Annotated in this window: 20 protein-coding genes; 14 read left to right on the top strand and 6 right to left on the bottom strand. The window is 36.8% G+C overall.

What is annotated here, in order from left to right; genetic code table 11:
- Positions 1-288 precede the first annotated feature (288 nt).
- Entirely contained in the window at positions 289-1,170 is an 882-nt protein-coding gene (locus tag M0R21_10415; GenBank protein ID MCK9618234.1) for a 5'-nucleotidase, lipoprotein e(P4) family, read from the bottom strand.
- A 226-nt stretch (positions 1,171-1,396) separates the two neighbouring features.
- Here M0R21_10415 and hydF point away from each other — a divergent pair, with 226 nt between their 5' ends.
- Positions 1,397-2,647 carry a [FeFe] hydrogenase H-cluster maturation GTPase HydF gene (gene hydF / locus M0R21_10410; protein MCK9618233.1) on the top strand — a complete coding sequence of 417 codons (1,251 nt, stop codon included), beginning with the start codon at positions 1,397-1,399 and terminating at the stop codon, positions 2,645-2,647.
- Between the two features lie 28 nt (positions 2,648-2,675).
- On the top strand, positions 2,676-3,377 hold the full coding sequence (locus M0R21_10405) for an SDR family oxidoreductase (protein ID MCK9618232.1): 702 nt from the start codon (positions 2,676-2,678) through the stop codon (positions 3,375-3,377).
- Between the two features lie 39 nt (positions 3,378-3,416).
- Here the strand turns inward: M0R21_10405 and M0R21_10400 are convergent, their stop codons facing one another.
- The 5 genes from M0R21_10400 to ftcD form a co-directional block, all read right to left on the bottom strand.
- Complete coding sequence (locus tag M0R21_10400; protein ID MCK9618231.1) at positions 3,417-4,589, bottom strand: ABC transporter permease; 1,173 nt, start codon at positions 4,587-4,589, stop codon at positions 3,417-3,419.
- A gap of 24 nt (positions 4,590-4,613) precedes the next feature.
- Positions 4,614-5,579: a biotin/lipoyl-binding protein gene (locus M0R21_10395; GenBank protein MCK9618230.1), complete on the bottom strand. Its 966-nt coding sequence runs from the start codon at positions 5,577-5,579 to the stop codon at positions 4,614-4,616.
- Positions 5,580-5,611: 32 nt separating this feature from the next.
- Positions 5,612-7,012, bottom strand: a complete 1,401-nt coding sequence (locus M0R21_10390) for a TolC family protein (GenBank protein MCK9618229.1) — start codon at positions 7,010-7,012, stop codon at positions 5,612-5,614.
- Positions 6,966-7,592, bottom strand: coding sequence for a TetR/AcrR family transcriptional regulator (locus M0R21_10385; protein MCK9618228.1), 627 nt, complete (start codon positions 7,590-7,592; stop codon positions 6,966-6,968). Before M0R21_10385 ends, M0R21_10390 begins: the two co-directional genes overlap by 47 nt.
- Before the next feature lie 183 nt (positions 7,593-7,775).
- The gene (ftcD, locus tag M0R21_10380; protein MCK9618227.1) at positions 7,776-9,461 is read right to left on the bottom strand and encodes a glutamate formimidoyltransferase; all 1,686 of its coding nucleotides are present in this window, start codon (positions 9,459-9,461) and stop codon (positions 7,776-7,778) included.
- 371 nt (positions 9,462-9,832) lie between these two features.
- On the opposite strand from ftcD, the gene purB reads away from it, so the two are divergent.
- The 12 genes from purB to M0R21_10320 all read left to right on the top strand — a co-directional run bounded on the left by purB (position 9,833) and on the right by M0R21_10320 (position 22,935).
- Positions 9,833-11,185 (top strand): adenylosuccinate lyase, encoded by a 1,353-nt coding sequence (gene purB / locus M0R21_10375; protein ID MCK9618226.1) that lies wholly within the window; start codon positions 9,833-9,835, stop codon positions 11,183-11,185.
- Between the two features lie 7 nt (positions 11,186-11,192).
- Positions 11,193-13,013, top strand: a complete 1,821-nt coding sequence (locus tag M0R21_10370; GenBank protein MCK9618225.1) for an ABC transporter ATP-binding protein/permease — start codon at positions 11,193-11,195, stop codon at positions 13,011-13,013.
- 52 nt (positions 13,014-13,065) lie between these two features.
- Complete coding sequence (locus M0R21_10365) at positions 13,066-14,013, top strand: hypothetical protein (protein ID MCK9618224.1); 948 nt, start codon at positions 13,066-13,068, stop codon at positions 14,011-14,013.
- 575 nt (positions 14,014-14,588) lie between these two features.
- The gene (locus M0R21_10360; GenBank protein MCK9618223.1) at positions 14,589-15,545 is read left to right on the top strand and encodes a YihY/virulence factor BrkB family protein; all 957 of its coding nucleotides are present in this window, start codon (positions 14,589-14,591) and stop codon (positions 15,543-15,545) included.
- 57 nt (positions 15,546-15,602) lie between these two features.
- Positions 15,603-15,998 carry a hypothetical protein gene (locus M0R21_10355; GenBank protein MCK9618222.1) on the top strand — a complete coding sequence of 132 codons (396 nt, stop codon included), beginning with the start codon at positions 15,603-15,605 and terminating at the stop codon, positions 15,996-15,998.
- Position 15,999: 1 nt separating this feature from the next.
- The gene (locus M0R21_10350; GenBank protein ID MCK9618221.1) at positions 16,000-16,233 is read left to right on the top strand and encodes a hypothetical protein; all 234 of its coding nucleotides are present in this window, start codon (positions 16,000-16,002) and stop codon (positions 16,231-16,233) included.
- 377 nt (positions 16,234-16,610) lie between these two features.
- Positions 16,611-18,071, top strand: a complete 1,461-nt coding sequence (locus M0R21_10345; protein ID MCK9618220.1) for a polysaccharide biosynthesis C-terminal domain-containing protein — start codon at positions 16,611-16,613, stop codon at positions 18,069-18,071.
- 2 nt (positions 18,072-18,073) lie between these two features.
- On the top strand, positions 18,074-19,258 hold the full coding sequence (locus tag M0R21_10340) for a glycosyltransferase (protein ID MCK9618219.1): 1,185 nt from the start codon (positions 18,074-18,076) through the stop codon (positions 19,256-19,258).
- Between the two features lie 257 nt (positions 19,259-19,515).
- Positions 19,516-20,145: a PIG-L family deacetylase gene (locus tag M0R21_10335; GenBank protein ID MCK9618218.1), complete on the top strand. Its 630-nt coding sequence runs from the start codon at positions 19,516-19,518 to the stop codon at positions 20,143-20,145.
- A 2-nt stretch (positions 20,146-20,147) separates the two neighbouring features.
- Positions 20,148-21,251, top strand: coding sequence for a WbqC family protein (locus M0R21_10330; protein ID MCK9618217.1), 1,104 nt, complete (start codon positions 20,148-20,150; stop codon positions 21,249-21,251).
- A gap of 9 nt (positions 21,252-21,260) precedes the next feature.
- Positions 21,261-21,971, top strand: coding sequence for a GDSL-type esterase/lipase family protein (locus M0R21_10325; protein MCK9618216.1), 711 nt, complete (start codon positions 21,261-21,263; stop codon positions 21,969-21,971).
- Positions 21,952-22,935 (top strand): hypothetical protein, encoded by a 984-nt coding sequence (locus M0R21_10320; GenBank protein ID MCK9618215.1) that lies wholly within the window; start codon positions 21,952-21,954, stop codon positions 22,933-22,935. The genes M0R21_10325 and M0R21_10320 overlap by 20 nt, the downstream gene beginning before the upstream one ends.
- The last annotated feature ends 1 nt before the right edge of the window (position 22,936 follow it).

Below are 22,936 nucleotides of genomic sequence, written 5' to 3'. Positions count from 1 at the left end.
CCCAAGTAGACTTTATACCGGCACGAATAAAGTTGCGTACTATCCAAGTAGACCTTATACCGGCATGAATTGACTTGCGTACACCCCGAGTAGACCTGCGTACTATCCAAGTAGACTTTATACCGGCACGAATAGGCTTGCGTACTGCCCGAGTAGAGCTGCGTACTATCCGAATAGACTTGCGTACTACCCAAATAGACTTTATACCGGCACGAATAGATTTGCGGACGGCACAACTGAAGCTGCGAACTAGGAGTGTACGGAATTATGCTTCCGCACTCTTACTTCTCACTCCTTAATTTTATTGATTCCTTCCAGCGCCTGCATACGCTGTGTGGCTTTAACTGTATCGTTTGACGACCAGTCGTAATTGTAAATAGCACCTTCCCAGTCTCCGTACATGGCATTGGGCAGCACAATAAATTTCCTTCCGAATTCCTTATACATTTTATCTACTAATTGCATACGTTCTGCAGGGGTTTTATTTTCAAAAACCTGTGCAAAGTCGTTCAGGTTGTCTCCCATTAAAAGGGAAATATGGTTACGTTGCATGATCTGCAACCTGCGGGCTTCCTTGCTTGATTCGCCGGAGGGCATCAGCAGGTGGGCATCATCGGCAAAGGGGAATTCAGCTTTCTTCAGGTTGTCGAGGGTGGCTTCCCTTACTTCTTCTTTGCGGTTGGTAACATAATATACATCCACCCCGTTGGCTTTTACGTAGTGGAAAAATTCGGCGGCTCCGGGAAGAGATAATGCCTTTCGGCGATTGCACCAGTTGTTCCATGTTTGGGTGTTGTATGCCGTTTGTGTAAGTATGCACTCTGCCTGGTAAGGGCTGTTGTCGAGCACGGTTTCATCAATATCCACTACCACGCAGCGGTGCTGGTTGATATTTTTATCTGCAAGATCTTTTTCGAGTACGAGACGGGCAAGGGTAAAAGCCTGGTACGATAGTGCACGCCATTCACCCGATTTTTGCTGGTACAACACCGCCAGCGTCATATAGTCGTTTTTGGGCAGATTTTTTTTCGTTGTATCGGAAATAGTAACGGTATCAGTACTTTTGATTATTCCCCGGGAGGATTTGTCCTGCTTTGCTCCCGGTTTGCAGGAAGCCATCAGAATGATTACTACGGAGAAAAGGAATGTAAATTTTACAATCGTCTTCATATTAACAGTTTTAGCGAAGGCAAAAATACTGAAATTATTATTTTTTAACGCTTAATTTTTAATGAGTGATAGCATCTTATTTTTAATCTCAACCTTAACTTTCACCTGGATACTTTGTTATTTCATGTGTTATTAATTATAGATTAAGGTCGGATGGAACTCGCATATGAGATTTTTATCCGTGTTTGTGTTTAATGAACATGCTCGGTTCATAAATATTGTAACTTTGGCTCAACATTGTAAAGCGATGATAAAAGGAAAAGAAAACAAACCCCACATCGGGATTTTCGGAAGAAGGAACTTTGGCAAAAGTTCGTTAATCAATAATTTGGCAGGTCAGGAAATTGCCATTGTTTCGGATGTTGCCGGAACTACTACCGATCCGGTTAAAAAATCTATGGAAATAACCGGCTTAGGTCCTGTTGTACTGGTTGACACGGCAGGCATTGACGATTCCGGGGAACTGGGCAAGAAGCGGGTGGCAAAAACGCTGGAAGCGTTGAAAACAATAGATTTGGCTATCCTTGTTGTCAATAATAACCAGTTTGGTGAAGAAGAAAGGCAGTTGGTAAAACAATTTGCCGGGTTTGCCGTTCCTTTTATCGTTGTACACAGCAAGTCGGACAGGGAAGCCTGCAGCGATGCTTTTTGCAAACAAATTGAAGAAGGATACAATACACGGGTTATTGCATTTTCGGCACTTTCGCCTGTGAATAAGGAATTACTGGTACAAAGTATCCGGGATTTTATGCCTGAATCGGCTTACCACTCCCGTTCGCTTATCGGTGATGTATTACAATATGGAGATACGGTACTTCTTATCACGCCTATTGACATAGAAGCCCCTGAAGGCAGGCTGATACTGCCACAGGTGCAGGTGATACGCGATATTCTCGACAATGACTGTATAGCCGTGGTGGTGAAAGAACGGGAGGTAGATACTTACCTTAAGAGGCTGCAACCCCAACCGGCATTGGTGATCACCGATAGCCAGGTGTTTCTGAAAGCTGATGCTTCAATTCCGCGCAACATTCCGCTAACGAGTTTCAGCATAGTTCTTGCAAGGCACAAAGGCGATTTCTCCAATTACCTGAAAGGAACACCCCGCCTTTCGCAATTGAAAGACGGTAACCGTATTCTCATCCTTGAATCCTGTACCCATCATGTTTCGTGCGACGACATCGGCAGGATGAAAATTCCCCGCTGGCTGAGTAATTTTTCGGGGAAGAAACTCGAGTTCGAGGTGGTTGCCGGTTTGAGTGCGTTGCCTCGTCCTATTCATGATTATGCAATGGTAATCCAGTGCGGTGGCTGTGTGCTTACCCGAAAGCAGATTATAAACCGGCTGAAGCCAGCAGTTGACGCAGGTATCCCGGTTACAAACTACGGAATGGCTATTGCTTACATCCATGGAATTTACAACCGGGCAATAGAGCCTTTTGTAAAAGTTAATGAAAATCCGGCAGATTACCTGTAAAACTATTTTTTAACTAAAATTTTTACAAATGAATATTTTAATCACTGGAGCGGGGAAAGGAATTGGGTACCAAACGGTAGTAGAATTTATTCGCCATCAAAATCATACCATCATTGCCGTTTCGCGCAACAGCGAACACCTCAGCCGGCTTACAGAAGAATGCAGGCTGCTGAATTCAGATGCTACGGTGATTCCCCTTGTTTTTGATGTGGCATCAGGCGATTATACTACTTTTTTCAAAAACGTTTCCGGGAAAGTCAGCCATATTGATATTCTTATCAACAATTCCGGAACACTCATCAACAAACCGGTGGAACAATGTACCGGAGCCGATTTTGATGTTACGTTTGGAGTGAATGTGAAAGGGGCATTTTTAATGACTATCGCCATGCTTCCATTGTTACGAAGTGCATCTCACATAGTAAATATCAGCAGTATGGGAGGATTTCAGGGCAGTGTTAAATTTCCGGGTCTTGCGTTGTACAGCGCATCGAAAGGGGCTTTAGCCATACTTACCGAATGCCTTGCCCTGGAAATGGGTTCAAGGGATATAAAAGTGAATTGTCTTGCATTAGGTTCTGTGCAAACTGAAATGTTTACTTCAGCTTTTCCCGGGTACAAAGCCCCGCTGACAGCCGGAGAAATGGGAGTTTTTATCAGCGATTTTGCCCTGAACGGACATCGCTATTTTAACGGAAGAATATTGCCGGTTACGATAAGCACTCCATGAGAAAAGAGCAACCTCATCCCGTAAAACTTATTAGCCCGGCTATTGCTGAACAACTCGTTTTTTAAGATATTGTTTTATTCTTATTTTCAGACTGAGCCACCCGATAACACCAAAAACCAGAGTCATAATTGTAAGAGAACGTATCTCGGGCATAAGATCAGCAAGGCTGTTACCCATCAGTAACATTTTACGGTATCCTTCGAGAAAAGGAGTGATGGGAATGAGATTAGCTAAAAATTGCATATAAGAAGGCATAGCCGATACAGGCCAGGTGAATCCGCTTACGATAAAACTGGGGGTGGCAATTATCATTAAAACGTCGGTAGCCATAATCATGGTGCGGGTAAATACACTTACCATAACCCCTAAGGCAAGGATAGACAACAGAAAAAGAGCAGAAAAAACGCCGATACCCCATACCGAACCGACAATTTCGACCTTGAAAACGGGGAAAAGAAATACCAGGATTGCCATCCAGATAATCATCATCAGCACAAAATAAGGCAGCGATTTGGCAAAAATCATGAAAGAAGCCGAATGCGTACGGGTAAGCAAATCGGGGAAAGTATTTTTTTCAAATTCATAAGCAAACATCAGTGCGATTGCCATCAGGAAAATCTGCTGGAGAACGGTTCCGACTACACCAGGCCAGAGAAATTTTAGGTAGTTGGTTTCGCGGTTGTAAAAGCGGTTGTAATTTACCCTGAACGACTCAAACTGCTGCATAGCCGAACTTTCAGGCATACCTCCTTTCTGAAGTGTGGCAGCCTGTATCCCGGCATTGATTATGGCAAGAGTTTTGTTTACACCGGTGTTTATATAATTTGAAGTGAGAATATTAGATGAATTCAGATCAAGTTGGATTTCGGGATGATGTTTCATTTGCACGTCAGCTTCAAAACTTTCGGGAATAGTAACCACCGCCTCTACTTTTACCTTTTGAAAATCCCGGACTGCCTGTTGCTGGTCGGCAGTAATCCGGTATACTTTCAGGAATTGATTATCATCAAAGGCTTCCGCAATGTTCTGGCTCAATTGCGTATTATCATAATCGAGAATGGTAATTGGCAATTTTGCAGGCTTCGCATTGATATACACTAACCCGATAATAACAGGGAAAAAGAGCGACCCTCCGAATATAATCAACATCAAAGGTTTGTTGCTGATAAACTGTTTGCCCTCTCTTACAATGATGTTCAGGAGTTTTTTCATAGAAAACATTTGTAATGGTGTTTATTACTTATTCATCAAAACAGTCATGTTGGAATATAATTGGGCGGTTTCCTCCGGGTTTACAGGAATCAGTTTTAACTCATATACAGTTTCGCCAAGTTCATAATCGGCATAGCTTGAGGTTTTATCGGCGTAGCTTGCTAATTGCTTTATGCCTGTGAGTTTTGCAGGGATAGTTTTTTTCAATGCGGGAACTTCCACCTGGTAAGTTTTTCCTTTTTCAAAATTAGCAACTCTGTCTTCATTCACAGTAAAGCGGAAGTAGGTTCCTTCGGTTTCGTATCCTACAAACATATTGTAACCGGGTAAAGCCAGTTCGCCCTGTTTTACGGCTATAGTTTCTATGGTCATGTTTTTTGGTGCACAAATAAAGCGTTCGTTATACGCTGTTTGTACTTCTTTCAATACTCCTTCGGCTCTTTTCATATCCCCGAATGCCATATCGGTTTTTTCCTTGCGCACGCCATGGTCAATATCATCCTTCTGGGCTTTTACTGCATCAAGCTGTGCTTTTGCCGATTGGTATTTTTCGAACACCTCATCGTATTTTTGCATGGCAATCAGCGAGTCTTTCATCATATTTTCAATTCTGCGAAAACTTTTTTCGGCAAAGGCAAACTGTTCGCGGGCAGCGTTGAGTTTGGCGTTAATTTGTTCCCTCTCAAAGGATGTGGCGCCATGTACTGCCATTTCATATTGTGCTTTTGCAGCAAAATAGGCTCCCTGTGCCTGTATGCATTTTGCTTCCACTTCGGGAATATCAATGATAGCCAGTGTATCGTGGGCTTTTACCACATCAGCTTCGGTTACAATAATTTTAATTACCCTGCCGGCAACTTTAGGAGCAATATACTGGGTTTCCCTTTTTACTTTTCCTTCCATTTTTCCTTTAAACTTATCTTTTTGTGTATTGCATGCCTGAGTTAGCACAAGCAGAACGATTAGGGGAATCAATACAAACTTTTTCATAGACAACATGTTTTATCGGATATATTTAAGTTTTATTCATTAATTACATCAGGGGTAAGTTTTCCCTGCACCCTGAGGAGGGCAAGTACAGCCATTCGCTGGTTATAAACAGCCTGAAGATATTCTAACTGTGCAGTTTGTAAATCTGTTTCGGCAATAAGCCGTTCGGTTATGCTACCTAAGCCCAGTTCATATTGCCTGGTAGCAATCTGCAATCCTTTGGCGGCGGTAATTTTTTTCTTTTCAGCAACTGAAATAAGTTGGTAAGCAACATCCAGCTCGCTTTTGCATTTTTCAACCTGCAGGTTTAACAACGAAATGGCATCATTATAATTATTTTCAGCTATCTGGCGTTCGATACAGGCTTTCTGGTAATCGCGGGCACCCTGCATTCCGTCGAAAAGGCTCCATTTTAATCCAATGCCGATATAGCCTTGCGGATCGAGAGCCGACAAGTCTTCTGTGCGGAGTTCTTTTTTTGAAAAGGCATATATTCCGGGCATATAGGAAGTTAATGCCAGATCTTGTGAAACCGAACGAACAGCAACCACTTCGGCAAGGGCTTTTGCTTCGGGTACCTGGCTCATTTCAGTTTCCCCTGATTGCAGTTTCCAGATGGAAAGAACAGGATGCAGACTCTCAGGGGAGATGTCATAACCGGTAAGTTGCCTGAGTTTGCTCAAAGTCAGACTTCTTTTGGCGGCAAGGTCAATACGTTTTGCTTCCAGTTCCTGTATAGCAATATCAATTTTACTCAGGTCGTAGGCACTGATTAATCCCTGTTTGAAGGCTTTGTTGGCAAAAGCATTTTCTTCATCCAAACGGGCTTTACTGTCGTCGAGTACTTTTAGTGATTGGTCAATAAGTGCCAAACGGTCGTAATAATCAACAGTTTCTTTTATTACGAGCGCTTCGTCAATCCGGATGAGTTCACGGTTAGCATTTTCGCGGTGTTTTAAGGCTTTCAATGTAAGAGGGACTTTTAAACCCGAGAACAATACCATAGATGCACTAATATCGGCTTTCCATATCTCACTTTCCTGAAGGATCATGGGAGGAATCACGATGGTTTTGGATACTCCGGGCGCCAGTTCGAGGGTGATAGGAGGCACACCAAACTGAATATCATCATCCAACTGCATATATGTACTGTTCAGGCTTACGTTGGGTAAGTAAGTCTGGTACAACTTTTTTTTGTCTAACCGGTCTTTTTCAAGTTCGGCTTTCCGGTTTTTTAAAGTATAACTGTTATCTACAGCGTTCTTAACTAATATTTTCCGGCTAAGTTCTTCGTTTCCGTTTTGTCCATATAAGCCAACGGAGAAACTTATCAGGCAAATTCCGGGGATAAAATATTTCCAGTGCATATCGAGAAGATAATTTAGGCTATTGAATAAATTCAGGTTTTGTTTCATCGGCAAGTATGCCTTCATAAATAATTTTGATTACCGAATTAAATTTATCGAGGGGTAACCGTGGCAGGTTTTGAATAAAATCATCGGGGTGCGATTTCTGGTATTCCAAATCGAAAAGTTGGTCAATAGCGGCTAAAAAGGTTATCACTGTAACATAGATATTGATATCTTTTTTTACATAACCGCTTTCGGTGCCCTCGCGAAGCAATTGTACAAAGTGTACCTTGGCAGCCTGGGTTTTATGATTTTGCCATTCACGCCAGATGTCGGGGGCATGAAGTTGCAGATCGGAGGCAAAACGTGCCGAAATACTCGAAATATGAAACGTGATTATCGAAAGGTACTGCCGGAGTTTTTCCTTAAAGTCAATTTGGGGATTTTGCAACAAATTCTCAATATCTTCCGACATTTTGGTCTGCATATTTTTCACTATATCAGAAAGAATCACCCGCTTACTGGTATAGTACTGATAAATTGTTTTTTTTGAAATTCCCAGTTTATGCGTGATCTCATCCATAGTTACCTTGCTGTATCCGTAAGTAAAGAAAAGTTCTTTTGTTGTCGCAAAAATTCGTTGTTTCGTCAGCGTTGTTTTCATAATTAGGAAACCGTTTTAGTTTTATTAGTTTTTAGAGAGACAAAAGTAATAGTTCTTAAACAATTCCAATGAATTATTGTTGCTAAAAAACGAAGGATGATAACTATTAGGCTGGTTTAATTCAATAAAAAAGCCTGCAAAACATTGTTTTGTACAGGCTTAAAAATATTTTCATGAAAGAAGTCAGACTATTTTTTGATTAACAATTCCGAGAATTTCCTTTTCGAGTTGTTTTGCGTTCTCTTCTAACTGCTGGGCTTCATTAAGAATGGTGAAAAGAAAATCAGCATCTTTTAATCCTGAAGCATTGATTTTTACGTTGAGATGGGCACCCATCACCGCCGAACGGGCACATAAAGCGCCAACACCTGCATCGCTTACCGAATTGGGATTACCGGTAAGAGCCATAGCTTTTATTATTTCCATAGTGTCGAAAGAGGTCTTCATCACCTTGAAAGGTATTTCAATAGCGTATTTGGTTGCATTCTGAATTGCCTGTGTGCGAATGGCTTTTTCTGCATCAGAACCTTTAGGCAAGCCAAAAGCATCCATAATTTTATTGAATGCATGGGTATCTTCGTCCACCAGCCAAAGCAGTTGTTCTTTGAGTTTTTGCCCTTTTTCCGCCCAAATGGAAAATTCCTCCCAACGGTCGTCCCAACCAGGTTTATGCGAACTCAGGTTGGCAACCATAGTTCCCAGCGATACACCCAAAGCGCCCATGTAGGCAGCTATGGAACCTCCGCCCGGAGCAGGCGATTCGCTGGCAGTTTCATCGGCAAATGCATTGCAGGTCATATCCATGAGTTTTTTTTGCTCAGAGTCGGCAAGCACGTATTCTATGATTTTTTCCTTGGGGTTGAAGGGTTTTAAATCGTCGAGTCCGAGCGATTTAACGGCTATTTTGATGATTTCCGCCTCCGAAATGCCCACGGAACGTTGTTGTTTGTGCAGAAAGTATTTTCCTGCTTCAATCATGGCTTTCAGTGGGATAAGTCCTACAAGTTCGGATCCGGTAACCCGCAGACCCCGCTCCAGCGCTTTTTGGCAACATTCTTCAAAGGCAATGTGTACAGGAGTAATGCTGATATTGGTAAGGTTGATGGAGACCTGTGCAATTCCGTATTCTTCGATAAACCAGCCAATGGCTTTGCAGGCTTTGAGAGAACCGGGCGTCCAGATTTCTTTACCATTTTCGTCTTTTTTTATTTTGCCGGTAACTGGATTGCCTTCGCGTATAGGGCGTCCTTTTTCGCGAATATCGAAGGCAACGGCATTGGCACGGCGGGTGGAAGTAGTGTTCAGATTAACATTGTACGCCACAAGGAAGTTGCGGGCTCCGATGGCAATAGCCCCTGTTTTGGGTAAAAATTCTGCAGGACCGAAATCGGGTTTCCATGCAGGATTGCTTAATTTTACGGGTAACCCTTCGTATTCTCCGCTGCGGCAGTTTGCCAGGTTGCGGCGTTCGGTTGTGAAAGCGGCATTTTCGTAGCAATAAACAGGTATGCCCAGTTCATTTCCCACTTTTTCGGCAAGACGCCGGGCATACACCACCGTTTCTTCCATGGTAATATTTGCAACTGGTACAAAAGGACATACATCCGTGGCACCAAAACGGGGATGTTCGCCATGGTGTTTGCTCATATCAATAAGTTCCATAGCCTTTTTAATACAACGGAAAGCGGCTTCTATAATTTCTTCGGGGGTACCTACCAGTGTAACTACGGTACGGTTGGTGGCGGCACCGGGATCAACATCGAGAAGCCTCACTCCTTCAACAGTTTTTGCCTGTAAAGTAATTTGATTGATAATATTCATATCGCGTCCTTCGCTAAAATTCGGAACGCATTCAATGAGTTGTTGCATAAATTCAGATTTTAATAAAACTGGTGCAAAAATAACAATTGCAGCCGATTTGTATAATTTTTGGGTATAGGAAGAGTACACTTACGGTTTCATAAAAGCAGCAGCAGTCCGAAACGTATGATCATTTTACTGATTTTTATATTTTTAAAAAAATAAAATTTACTGCATTTGTAGAGAAAACTACTATAATGTGTATTTTTATCATGCAGTTTGCCTGTTTTGTAAAATGCATATTGATAACAACAAAGGTAAATACCGTATGGTATTGTTTTTTAGGAATTTTTTTTGACTATACCGATTAAAAAGTTTTTTGCATGAAAAACCACAATTACCAGCATTTTTCTAATTTTGCGTACAATTAAAAAAAAATTATGGAACTAACAACTATCAATGCAATTTCGCCTGTGGACGGACGATATCGCAAAAATGTGGAAGGACTGGCTTATTACTTTTCCGAAGCCGCTTTTATTAATTATAGGGTTTTTATTGAAACTGAATATTTTATAGCACTTTGTAGACTGCCGCTTCCGCAATTGGCAGATGTGGATACTAAGTATTTTGAAACCTTAAGGCAATTGTCGCGCGACTTTACTTTTAAAGATGCAGAAGACGTAAAAGAAATAGAAAAAACCACCAACCACGACGTAAAAGCCGTAGAATACTATCTCCGGAAAAAATTCGACCAAATAGGACTTGGGAAATACAAGGAATTTATCCACTTCGGGCTTACTTCGCAAGATATAACAAATTCGGCAGTTGCATATTCGTTTAAATTATTTCTGAATGATGTGCTCTTACCGTTTTACGAAGAGGTGATAACCAAGCTCACACAAAAAGGCAAGGACTGGAAAAATATACCAATGATAGGTCGTACACACGGTCAGCCGGCAACTCCCACAACAATGGGCAAAGAAATTATGGTGTTTGCCGAACGACTGAAGAACCAGGTCAGGTTTTTAAAACTAATTCCATTTTCAACCAAATTTAGCGGGGCAACAGGCGGATTTAATGCTCACATTGTAGCTTATCCCCAGATTGACTGGGTTACTTTTGCTGATAATTTTGTCAAAAACGATCTCGGACTGGAACGACAAAAGTTTACCACACAAATTGAACATTACGATAATTTTGGTGCATTTTTCGATACATTTAAACGTATCAACACCATTTTGCTCGACCTGAACCGCGACCTGTGGTTGTATGTTTCTATAAATTACTTTAATCAGGAAATAAAACCCGATGAAGTAGGCTCATCTACCATGCCCCATAAAATAAACCCCATTGACTTTGAAAACGCTGAAGGGAATATAGGTATTGCCAATGCCATTTTTGAACACCTTTCAGCTAAATTACCCGTTTCGCGTTTACAACGTGATCTCTCTGATTCTACAGTCATCAGAAATATTGGTGTACCTCTGGCACATAGTATTATTGCCATCAAATCCTTTATTAAAGGATGGAACAAACTTATTCTGAACAAGGAAGCCATTAATCATGACCTGGAAAACAACTGGGCGGTAGTTTCTGAGGCTATTCAAACCATTCTTCGCAGGGAAGGCTATACCAACGGCTACGAAACGCTGAAGGCACTTACCCGTACCCACGAAAAAGTAGATAAAGCGTTAATAGACAATTTTATTGATTCCATTTCCATTTCTAAAAAATTAAAAGAAGAACTCAAAGCCATTACCCCATTTAATTATATGGGATACAAAATTAATTAATTATTGAATGAAAGAAATAGGTAAAATCCTTAAGTATGTGAATCCCTACTGGGGGCTCGCATCATTGAATATTTTGTTTAATGTGCTGTCCGTAGTATTTTCTTTGTTTTCCGTTACGATGGCTATCCCGTTTCTGCAAATTCTTTTCGATAAGCAGGATTTGGTTACCCATGTAGGAGAATTCAGTTTCTCAACGACTTCTATTAAACAGCATTTTTATTACTTCCTGAGTCAGATGGTAATCAGCAACGGAAAGGCATCTGCCCTGGGAATAGTATGCATAATAGTGGTAATAATGACTTTCTTTAAAACATGGTTCCGTTATCTTGCCATGTATTTCCTTGCTCCGATACGAAACGGAATAGTGATGGATATAAGAGAAAAAATCTTTAGGAAAGTACTTAATCTGCCACTTTCTTATTTTACCGACGAAAAGAAAGGCGACATAATGAGCCGTATGACCAATGATGTTAAAGAAATTGAATGGTCAATACTTAGTTCACTGGAGGTTTTATTCCGCGATCCCTTGACGATTGCAATTTATTTAGTTGTTCTGGTAGTACTTAGCCCAACCTTGTCGTTGTTTGTGTTTATATTGTTGCCTTTTACAAGCTTGGTGATAGGCAGATTGGGAAAAAATCTCCGTAAACGAAGCAAATGGGGACAGGAAAAGGTAGGCGGACTGTTGTCAATAATTGATGAAACGCTTGGAGGAATGCGCATAGTGAAGGCATTTACCGCAGAAGAAAAAATGAAGGAACGTTTTACTTCGCTCAATGTTTCCTATACCAATCTGATGAATAAAGTGTATCGCCGCACTTATCTGGCTACCCCGTTGACTGAGTTTCTTGGTACGGCAATAGTTGTTTTGGCTATGTGGTATGGAGGTTCGCTGGTACTTTCGCATTCAGCATCGTTGAATGCAGAAATACTGATAAGTTATCTGCTGGTATTTGCCCAGATTATCAATCCTGCCAAATCATTTTCTACCGCAAGATATAATATCAAAAAAGGACTTGCTTCGGCCGACAGGGTAAATGAAGTGCTGAATTCCGATGATAAAATTGTGGAAAAACCCGATGCCAAGCCCGTTTCCGGGTTTAGTCAGATGGTGGAATACCGCAATGTTTCCTTCAAATACGAAAAGGAATATGTTTTGAAAAATATAAACCTGAAGGTGGAAAAAGGCAAAACCATTGCCTTGGTAGGGCAATCGGGTTCGGGAAAATCCACTTTGGTAGATTTGTTGCCTCGTTTTTACGATGTGGATGAGGGTGGAATTTATTTGGATGGTATTTCTATACGCGATTATAAAATTGCGGATTTGCGCTGCCTGATGGGAATTGTTAACCAGGAGCCTATACTTTTTAACGATACAATTTACAATAACATAGCTTTTGGCGCAGAAAATGTAACTTATCAGGAGGTGGAAGCCGCTGCCTGCATAGCAAATGCACATGACTTTATAATGAATACCGAGGAAGGCTATGATACCAATATAGGCGAACGCGGGCAAAAACTCTCTGGTGGCCAGAGGCAAAGAATCTCCATTGCAAGAGCAATACTGAAAAATCCGCCGATTCTGATTCTTGATGAAGCTACTTCGGCTCTCGATACCGAATCGGAAAAGCTAGTGCAGGATGCTCTTTCCAGAGTGATGGAAAATCGTACTTCTCTGGTTATAGCTCACCGTCTTTCAACCGTGCATGATGCCGACGAAATATGCGTTTTACACGAAGGAGAAATAGTTGAAAGAGGAACTCACGACGAACTTCTGAAAAATAATGGTATTTACAAAAAGCTGTACAGCCTCCAGGTATTTGAATAAGACTTCTACAGACAGAATCATAAATCATCAAACAAAACGGCAAAACGACACTATGAAGATAAGCGGTTTCTCGATGGTTAAAAATGCTGACAAACTTTATTACCCCGTAAAGGAGGCAATATTATCGGTTTTACCAATCGTAGATGAGTTTGTGATTGCTATTGGCGACTGCGACCCTGGTGATCATACCCGTGCGCTTGTTGAAAATATCGGCAGCGAAAAGATAAAAATTATTGACACAGTATGGGATATTGCCCGTTATCCGCGCGGGATGGAGAATGCACACCAGACCGACATCGCCAAAAGCCATTGCACCGGCGACTGGCTATTCTACCTGCAAGCCGATGAGGTTATCCATGAAAAATATCTTCCCGAAATTCGTAATAAATGCGAAAAATACCTGGACGACTCTTGTGTGGAAGGCTTACTTTTTAAATACCTACACTTTTGGGGCGACTATCAGCATTACCATAAAGCGCATGGATGGTACCCCCGCGAAATACGAATTATCCGAAATCTACCCGAAATTCACTCTTTTGAGTCGGCACAGAGCTTTCGCCGCATTCCTGACTTCGATGGCTTGAATTACCGCAGACAGGAGAATACCTTTAAACTGAAAGTGGCAGAAATAGATGCTTATGTTTACCATTACGGATGGGTACGTCCGCCTTCATTGATGAAAAGCAAGACAAAAGCCCTCGCTACGATACATAAGGGTAGGGAAGAGGTAGAACGCATGGACAAAGAAGGAAAATTTGATTTCGATTACGGACCACTGAATTATCTTGCCGAATTCAACGACAGCCATCCTGCAGTGATGAAAGAGTGGATAAGCCGGTTCAACTGGAAGGAGCAACTGCAATACGGCGGAAAACCTAATCCTGAGCGTCCCAGACATAAGCATGAGAAATGCAAATACCGTATATTCGGCTGGTTGAAACAACAGTTGCCTTTTTTAAAAGAATGGGGGACATTTAAGAACTATATAAGGGCGAAATGAATTAATAAACCTACTTTTACATCCTATCGGGCGGGTTTTGCAACGGTCTCGCAATGTTCTTTATTTGCACATCTTCCAATTGTTTCTCCATCTTTTTGGCATGCCTGAAAAGAGCTTCCTGTTTTAGTCGTTCTTTCCTGTTGTTACTGGCAATGATACAATAACTTATGGCGCATAACGCTTACGCCAAGATATAAGTACTTACTTTAAAAATCAAACCGCTCAACAGCTTGTTGTACGCTTATTTTTCCTGATTCTATCTCCCGAACCAGCCATCTGCGATGGGCTATGGCAAATTCTTCTCTCTCACTTCTCTTTTTTTTCTTTCATCTTGGAATTTGCTTGAAAAACCTGTCAAGCTATTTTGGGAATAGACAATTAATTTGACTATAAAAGCCCATAGAAAAATTTATCCTACACAAGCAGAAAAAATTTAATTTTGTGAAAAATAAACAAACGGCTATGCCTGAAACAATTTGCCACTCTCGATTTTAAAATAAACCAGTACCAGACGTCAGAAAAACATAGTAATATATTGGCAGGGATTAGCAACTACGATATACAGTAAAACAGGAATGAATATATTCAAAAAGTGGGTAATTGCTTTGCAAAAACTCGTAATAGTTTTTGGAGAAAGTAAAGTGGTTTCTTTTGTAATCAATACATCGAAAAAAATGGTAATACCCGGTTTCGATAGAATTCCGCTGTATGATGTTACCGTATTTTTTATCCGGGGTTTGCAAAAAGGCTCATTAACCACAAGGGCTGCATCGTTATCCTTTACTTTTTTTCTGGCACTTTTCCCTGCTATTATATTCTTTTTTACCATAATACCCTATATTCCGGTAGTAAGTTTTCAGGAAACCTTGCTTAATCTTTTAAAGGAGGTGATACCCGGTAATGCTTTTGATGCGGTAAAAGCTACCGTTGAAGACATCATCTTACGGCAAAGAGGGGGGCTACTTTCCGTTGGGTTTATTCTTGCGCTGTATTTTTCAACAAGCGGAGTAAACTCAATAATAACAGAATTTAACAACACCTACCATACCATCGAAACACGAAATTGGTTCATTACCCGTTTAATTTCAATTTTTTTAGTCGTTTTGATTTCTACACTGATTATCATTGCCATCGTTTTAATAACAACCGGGGCTTTCCTGCTCAACTTTCTCGAAGAAAAACAAATTTTAACCAATAGTTTTACGCTCGTCATGCTTGAGTTGGGAAGGTGGGTGGTTGTTATAGCATTAATTTTCTTTTCAATATCTTTTTTATACTTTTTTGCTCCCGCAAAAAGAACCAAATTCCGTCTTTTTTCAGCAGGTTCCACTTTGGCAACTTTGTTATCGCTAGCCACTACATTGGGGTTTAATTATTATGTGAGTAATTTTTCGAAGTACAATACCTTGTACGGCTCCATCGGGACGCTTATTGTGGTTTTATTATGGATAAATTTTAATGCGATTGTTCTACTTATTGGTTTTGAGTTGAATGCAAGCATTTTAAATGCTAAGAAAAATAAAAATCATTAATATTATTTTTTTAAAAATAATGTTTTTATTTTTGCTTAGTAAGAAAATGTTTACAGTATGAAATCAAAATTTGTTATTCTGATATTATTTTTATTTTCTTCTTTTACCGTATTATCACAAAAAGAAACCAATATTTGGTATTTTGGCGAATATGCTGGATTAGATTTTAATAGTGGCATTCCAATTCCCTTATTTAATGATAGTTTAACAACAAATGAAGGAGTTGCAACTATTAGTGATAAAAACGGCAATTTATTGTTCTATACAGATGGAGCAACAATTTGGGACAGAAATCATGCTATAATGCAAAATGGAACTAATTTATTTGGTCATTTTTCAGCTACACAATCAGCGATTATTGTTCCACAACCTAAACATAAAAATATCTATTATATTTTCACTGTTGATCAAATGGCTACAGGGGAACACAAGGCTTTTGCATTCAATTGTTGATATGACTTTAAATGGAGGATATGGAGCAGTTACAACAAAAAATGTTAATCTTATTCCTGGTGCTAATTCCACTGAAAAAGTGACAGCTACAAAACACGCAAACGGAAAAGATATTTGGATAATTACTCATGGCTGGCAAAATAATACTTATTATTCTTTTTTATTGACACAAGATGGTTTAAATACTTCACCTGTTGTTTCAAATGTCGGTCTAATTCATTTTTCTAATTATTGACACAAAAAATATACCATTACTTTTGTCCACATGGAGATATGTTGGTTGAAAAAACCATTACTTTTGTCTATTATACTGAATCTTTTTATGCAACAGCTAATAATATTTATGATTTTGATATGACCATTTTTAATCGCTGGGGGCAGAAAATTTCTATACAACTTCATTAACTGAAAGTTGGAATGGAAAATTTAAAGGAGAGGATAGCCATATAGGAGTGTATTCCTATATAATTTTTTACAAAATTAATAACAATAGCAAAAAAAATATCATCTTGAGGGTTCAGCGACCCTCTTAAGGTAGGTAACTTTATATTTCTTTAAGCATTAGTGGAAATAATTGTAAATTTGCAGCTTTACAATTTTTACGTGTCTTGAATGAAGCTAAACCTTAAAAGATATTTAAAACTTTCTTTCATATATACTATTGGTGCAGCTTTTCCTCCCATTTTACAAGTCATTGTGCAGCCTATTATGGAAGGGAAAAATCGATTAAATCAAATCGATTTTTCTCAATTGGCTATTTCCGAATCTATTACAACCTTAGCATTTGTTATAGTATTATTTTCTATGGGAAGTACATTGGCAAGGTTTTATTATGATTATCTGAGTGACATTAATAAGCGTAACAAAATGATTGCCAGTATTTTTTCCTCAATGTTACTGAGAGGCATTATACTTCTTTTCATTGCATTTATTTTTCAAGATTATATTGGACAATTATTTTCACAAAATGCTCTTAAAAATTTTGGCTCGTACGGATATTTGTGTATTATTATTGGCATTGCCAGAGCTATAAATCTTTCGGCAGTAACACTTTACAGAAATGAAGAAAAAGTTGTAAAGTTTATAATAATTAATATAGTTTCTGGATTAGCAAGGGCTGCATTTCAACTAATTGGAGTTTTTTACTTCGAAATGAGTTTTATAGGTTATTTATGGGGAAGCGTTGTGGGAAGCTCTCTTGTAAGTATTTATATTCTTTTCGATATTTACAGAACCACTGGTTTCTCATATGATTTTATATTACTAAAAGCACTTAATAAATTCTCATTTCCCCTTTTTCAGTATGAAATTCTTAGTTGGGGTTTAATGTTTATTGATAGATTCTTTTTAGAAAATACACCAAATGCTTTAGGTATCTATGATAATGCCATGAAATTTGCACTTGGCATACAGCTGGTTATACAAGGGCTCATGGCTGCATTTCAACCAGAAATTTTCAAATTAATGACTGAGGGAATTAACAAAAATGAAAACACAATAAAACAAATTTCAAACATTGTTATATCTCAGGCTCAAATAATTGTGGCTATTTCTATTCTTCCAGTAATGATATTTATATCTATTTTTTATGAAACTCAACTAAGCCTTTCTTCTGGCTTTATTGCTATTATATTTATTCGTTTTATACTTAGGGCTCAATATACAGTATTTGCTATTCCAATAATGTATTTAAAGAAAACAAAAGTCTTTTTTTATGTTAACAGTTTAGTCCTTTTTTTTAATATAATTTTAAATTATTATTTGATACCCAAATACCATGCATACGGGGCTATTATAGCATTTATGATTCCTTATATTATTCAAATAATATCTATTTATATTATTCAACAAAAAATGATTAAAATAAAATGGAATTTGAAAAAGGTATTATATTATCCTCTTATAATAATATTAATAACATCAATTTTGGAATATATTAAAATACAATATAATATAAATTCATATATCACATCATCTATTATAATTTTTATTATATTTATCTTTCAAATCATATTATACTATAATGAAATTAAAAATTTTATTAACAAAAAATATAAAAGCATTTCAATTTAATTATGAAAATATTAATGATTCTTGATAAAGAATTCCCCCCAGATGAAAGAGTTGAAAAAGAAGCAATTTCATTAATAGAAAATGGTCATTTCATAACTCTACTTTGTCTTACTTATGGGAACGAGAATTCATTTGAGGAATATCATGGGATTAACATATATAGAATTTACATCAATAAAAAATTAAGAAATAAGATTGCAGCTACTTATTTGATTTTTCCTTTTTATAGATGGTTTTGGAAAAAGCATATTAACGATATTATTAAAAATCATTCAATTCAAGCTATACATGTTCATGATTTACCATTAACAGATATAGCAGTAAAAATTAAAACACAAAATAATATTAAATTAATTTGTGATCAACATGAGTATTATAGTAATTGGATAAATAAAACAGCTCATTACAATACTAAAATTGGAAAAGTAGTCAAGTTACTAAGCAATTGGCGCAAATATGAAAAAGAAAATTTATCTAAAGCAGATTTAGTTATTACAGTTGAAGAACCACTTAAAGAATGTTACATTTCAGAAGTTAAAATTTGCCAAAGTAAAATAATTTCATTACCTAATACTCCCTTATTAAAATATTTTACTCAAAATAATATAGACAATAGCATTACAGAAAAATATAAAGATAACTTTAATATTTTTTATGCCGGAGGAATTGATATTTTAAGAGGGATCAGTACAATACTTAAGTCTCTGGAATTATTGTACAATAAAATTCCTGAAATAAAATTTATTATGGCTGGAAAAATTATAAAACCTTTTGATTTATTTGACGAAATTCATAAATTGAAAATTGAACCGTATGTTGATTTTGTAGGATGGATTCCATTAAATATCTTACCATCTTATATTGCAGCCAGTAATATTTGTATTCACGTACCTCCCGCAACACATGATGAAGTCAATAAGACTATTGCAACAAAAATTTATCAGTATGCGGCTATGAATAAATTTATTATTGTTGGGCAAGCTAAAATGATGAAAGAATTTGTAACTAATAATCGTTTAGGTGTAGCCATAAAAGAATCTGACCATAATGATCTTGCAAATAAAATATTGGAATACTATAATAATTATAAAACATCATCATTATATTTGGATACCAAGCAAGTCAGCGCGAACTATTTTTGGGAGTCATCCGTTAAAGTACTTATAGATGCTTATAATAATTTATAAACTAAATGATTATTCGTTTTCTATCCCCCAAAAGTATGAAACAATTATTTATGAAAAATATTAGTGATTTTTAGTATGATACGTTATTTTTTCAACAAGTTAGGCTTTGCGGTTCTCTGTGCAATTCTTTCCGTACTCTGGGGTAAAAAAGATTTAAACCGCAAAGAATACGCTAACTCTTTGCAAAGGGGTGCAAAGAATTTTTTATTAATAAATTTGTTCAGGTAAGATATCAGATAATCATTTAAATTAATTATATGTTTAAAAAAATATTAGTCTTAGCACCACATACAGACGATGGTGAATTAGGTTGCGGTGGTACAATTGCCAAATTTATTGAAGAAGGAAAAGAAGTTTTTTGCGCTGCATTTTCAATCGCAGAAGATTCTGTTCCCATGGGTTTTCCAAGGGATATACTTTCCACTGAATTTACTCAGGCTATGCAAGTTCTTGGATTAAAAAAAGAAAATATTATAATTTTTAAATTCAAAGTAAGAAATTTTCCTCAATACAGACAAGGTATTATTGAAAAAATTATAAAATTGCAACAAAAAATAAATCCTGATCTTGTATTTATCCCATCCAAAAACGATATTCATCAGGACCATCAAGTTATTGCAAATGAAGGATTAAGAGTTTTCAAAAAAGTATCCATATTGGGCTATGAAATGCCGTGGAATAATATAATATTTGAAACCAGATGTTTTGTTAAACTTGAAGAACGACATATTCAAAAAAAACTTGAAGCATTGAATAGCTATAACACTCAAAAACACAGAAAATATTTAAATAATGATTTTATATACGGATTAGCAAAAACAAGAGGAACTCAATTTGAAAATGATTGGGCTGAAGCATTTGAAGTCGTAAGATTAGTAATTGAATAGTTATGACAATTGAAATTTTAAGTAAAGAGTTTTTAAAGAATAATATAACTCAATTTGTAAATATTTTAGATGGTATTCCTCATGAATATTGGGAAAGTGAGCACTTTTTAAAAGAATTGCCGAGAAAATGGAACTTTAGTACAGTAGTTACTGAATCTAATGAGATAATAGGTTATATTATTGCTTCTAAAAAGGAGCTATCCGTACACATTCATAAATTTATTATTAAAAAAGAATTTAGAAATAAAAAAATAGGGAATAATTTATTTTTATTTTTTGAAAATATATGCAAAAAAAATAATATTACTAAAATTACATTAAAGGTTTACAGGGATAATGTCAAAGCAGTTAATTTTTATGTTAATTTAGGTTTTATTAAAGATGAAGAAAATGAAGAATTATTAATATATCAAAAAAATATTTTAAAAATAATTTCAATTCATCAACCAAATTTTTTCCCATGGATAGGATATTTTTATAAAATATTAAAAAGCAATAAATTTGTAATTTTAGACGAGGTACAATATACAAAAAACAGTTTTATAAATAGAAATAGAATAAAAACTCCAAGTGGTATTCAATGGTTTAGCCTTCCAGTGATTCATTCAGGTCATTTTGGTCAAAAAATTAATGAAACAAAAATAATGTCTCCCGATATATTCAAGAGAAAAATCATTAAATCATTAATATCAAATTACTCAAAATCAAAATATTCATCTTTATATTTACCAGAATTAGAAAATATTTTTTTTACTCAGGTAGATAATATTGCCGAATTAAATACGATATTACTCGAATGGGTAATTAGCAAGTTAGGCATCCAAACCGAAGTTATAATTTCTTCTTCATTAAATATAATTGAGGATAATCCAACAACTCGATTAATAAAAATTATAAAAGCTGTTGGTGGAAATATCTATTTTTCGGGTTTTGGTGGTGATAATTATCAGGATATAGGACAATTTAACGAAAATAATATTGTTGTTATACATTCAGATTTTAAACATCCCATTTATACTCAATTATGGGGTAATTTTGTTCCTAATTTATCAATAATTGATTTATTATTTAATGAAGGTCCATTTTCAAAAGATTTTTTAAAATAATTTTAGAATTTGAAAAAAATAATAATCATCGGTGATTCTGTTTCTTTAAGATTGCGACCAACACGGCAGCATGCAGAAGAACTTACTTACACGGAAATTCTCCGGCAAAAATTTCCCGGTTCGCAGGTGATCAATCTGGGCATGGGTGCTTTCACAATGGGGCATTCATCGTCGTACATTGACACATTAGTAAGGCAATTTGCTGATTATTATATAATTAACTATGGCATAGTGGATGCAAGTACACGTTCAGTGCCTCAATGGGTATTCCGGTTTATGAATAATGATAATCCAAAGAGTTTTGTTTTTACTAAGGGTCTACGTTTTGTTATTCAATGGATGGAAAAAAAATTCAGAAGGAATATGGTTTTCATTCGGGGTTGCCGTTCATGGACATCTGTCAAAAGTTTTCGGTATATTTATCAAAAACATATTCAACTTTTGCAAAAAGAAACCTCCGGTACAATTATTTGTATTGGCATTAATAAACCTTCAGAAAGAATTGAACACCAACTTCCAGGAACTACAAAACAGGTGATTCGATTTAATTCTGTTATTGCAAATTTGTGCAAACAAATGAACTGCGTTTTTATTGATACTTACAAAATCATTAACATTAAAAACGTACCGGATGGAATTCATTTCGATTCTGAAGGGCATATTAAATTGGCTCAGAATATTTTAGAAGCAATTACAACTCATGAAAACACTTACTCATAATATTTGTATTCTTGGCGCTGGTGCTATCGGAACCGCGCTGGGAAACGTGCTCGCAAGTAAAAAATCATTGAATGTAACTTTACTTTCGATAGAAAAAGAAGTTATTGTATCTATTACTAATGGGCATATTAACCAAAAATATTTCCCAAATATTCCCCTCAACTCTCGGTTGGCAGCTACGGAAGACCCTACTATACTCAGAAAAGCTGATATAATTTTTCTTGCGGTTCCGTCGGTGGTAACAATGGATTATTTGCTTAGTATCAGTGATTTTATTCCTCCTTCAGCCTTTTTAGTCAATCTTGCCAAAGGATTTGGAAATGGCAACAAAACCATCACCGAAAATCTTACAACTGCTTTCCCGAATCCGGCTTTTGCGATGAAAGGACCTTCATTTGCCCGCGAACTTATCAATAATATGCCCACTTCTTTTACCCTTGCCGGTAAAAATGAAGAATTATTTAGCGTATTTTCAGATATTTTTAAAAAAACACCTGTTTATCTTGACTTTAGCAAGGATGTGAAAGGAGTGGAAATTCTTAGTATCCTGAAGAATATTTATGCAATAGTCATTGGGATAGTAGATGCTCATTTTAACTCACCCAATTTACGATTTATGGTGCTAACAAAGGCATTTAATGAAATGAAAAATATTTTGCTGCATTTTGGAGGAGAAGAAGAAACCCTGTTTAAATATTGTGGCATAGGCGACTTTGGGCTTACTGCTCTTAACGACATGAGTAGAAACCGAACGCTGGGATTACTGATTGGTAAAGGATTTTTTACAGAAAATATCTCAGATAAAGTTGTTCTTGAAGGGAAAATTGCAGTAAATATTTTTACTAATGAAATAGCCAAAAATCATCTTGATGCCGACAATTATCATATAATTAATGAATTAAACAAAATATTTCATTTTAATAACAGTATTCCTGAGTTTGTGAATAATATTATCAAAAAATAAA

The sequence above is a fragment of the Lentimicrobiaceae bacterium genome, from assembly GCA_023227965.1.
Taxonomy (GTDB): Bacteria; Bacteroidota; Bacteroidia; order Bacteroidales; family JALOCA01; genus JALOCA01.
The sequence above is the reverse complement of the archived record's forward strand: the minus strand, read 5'-3'. Positions and strand labels throughout refer to the sequence as shown.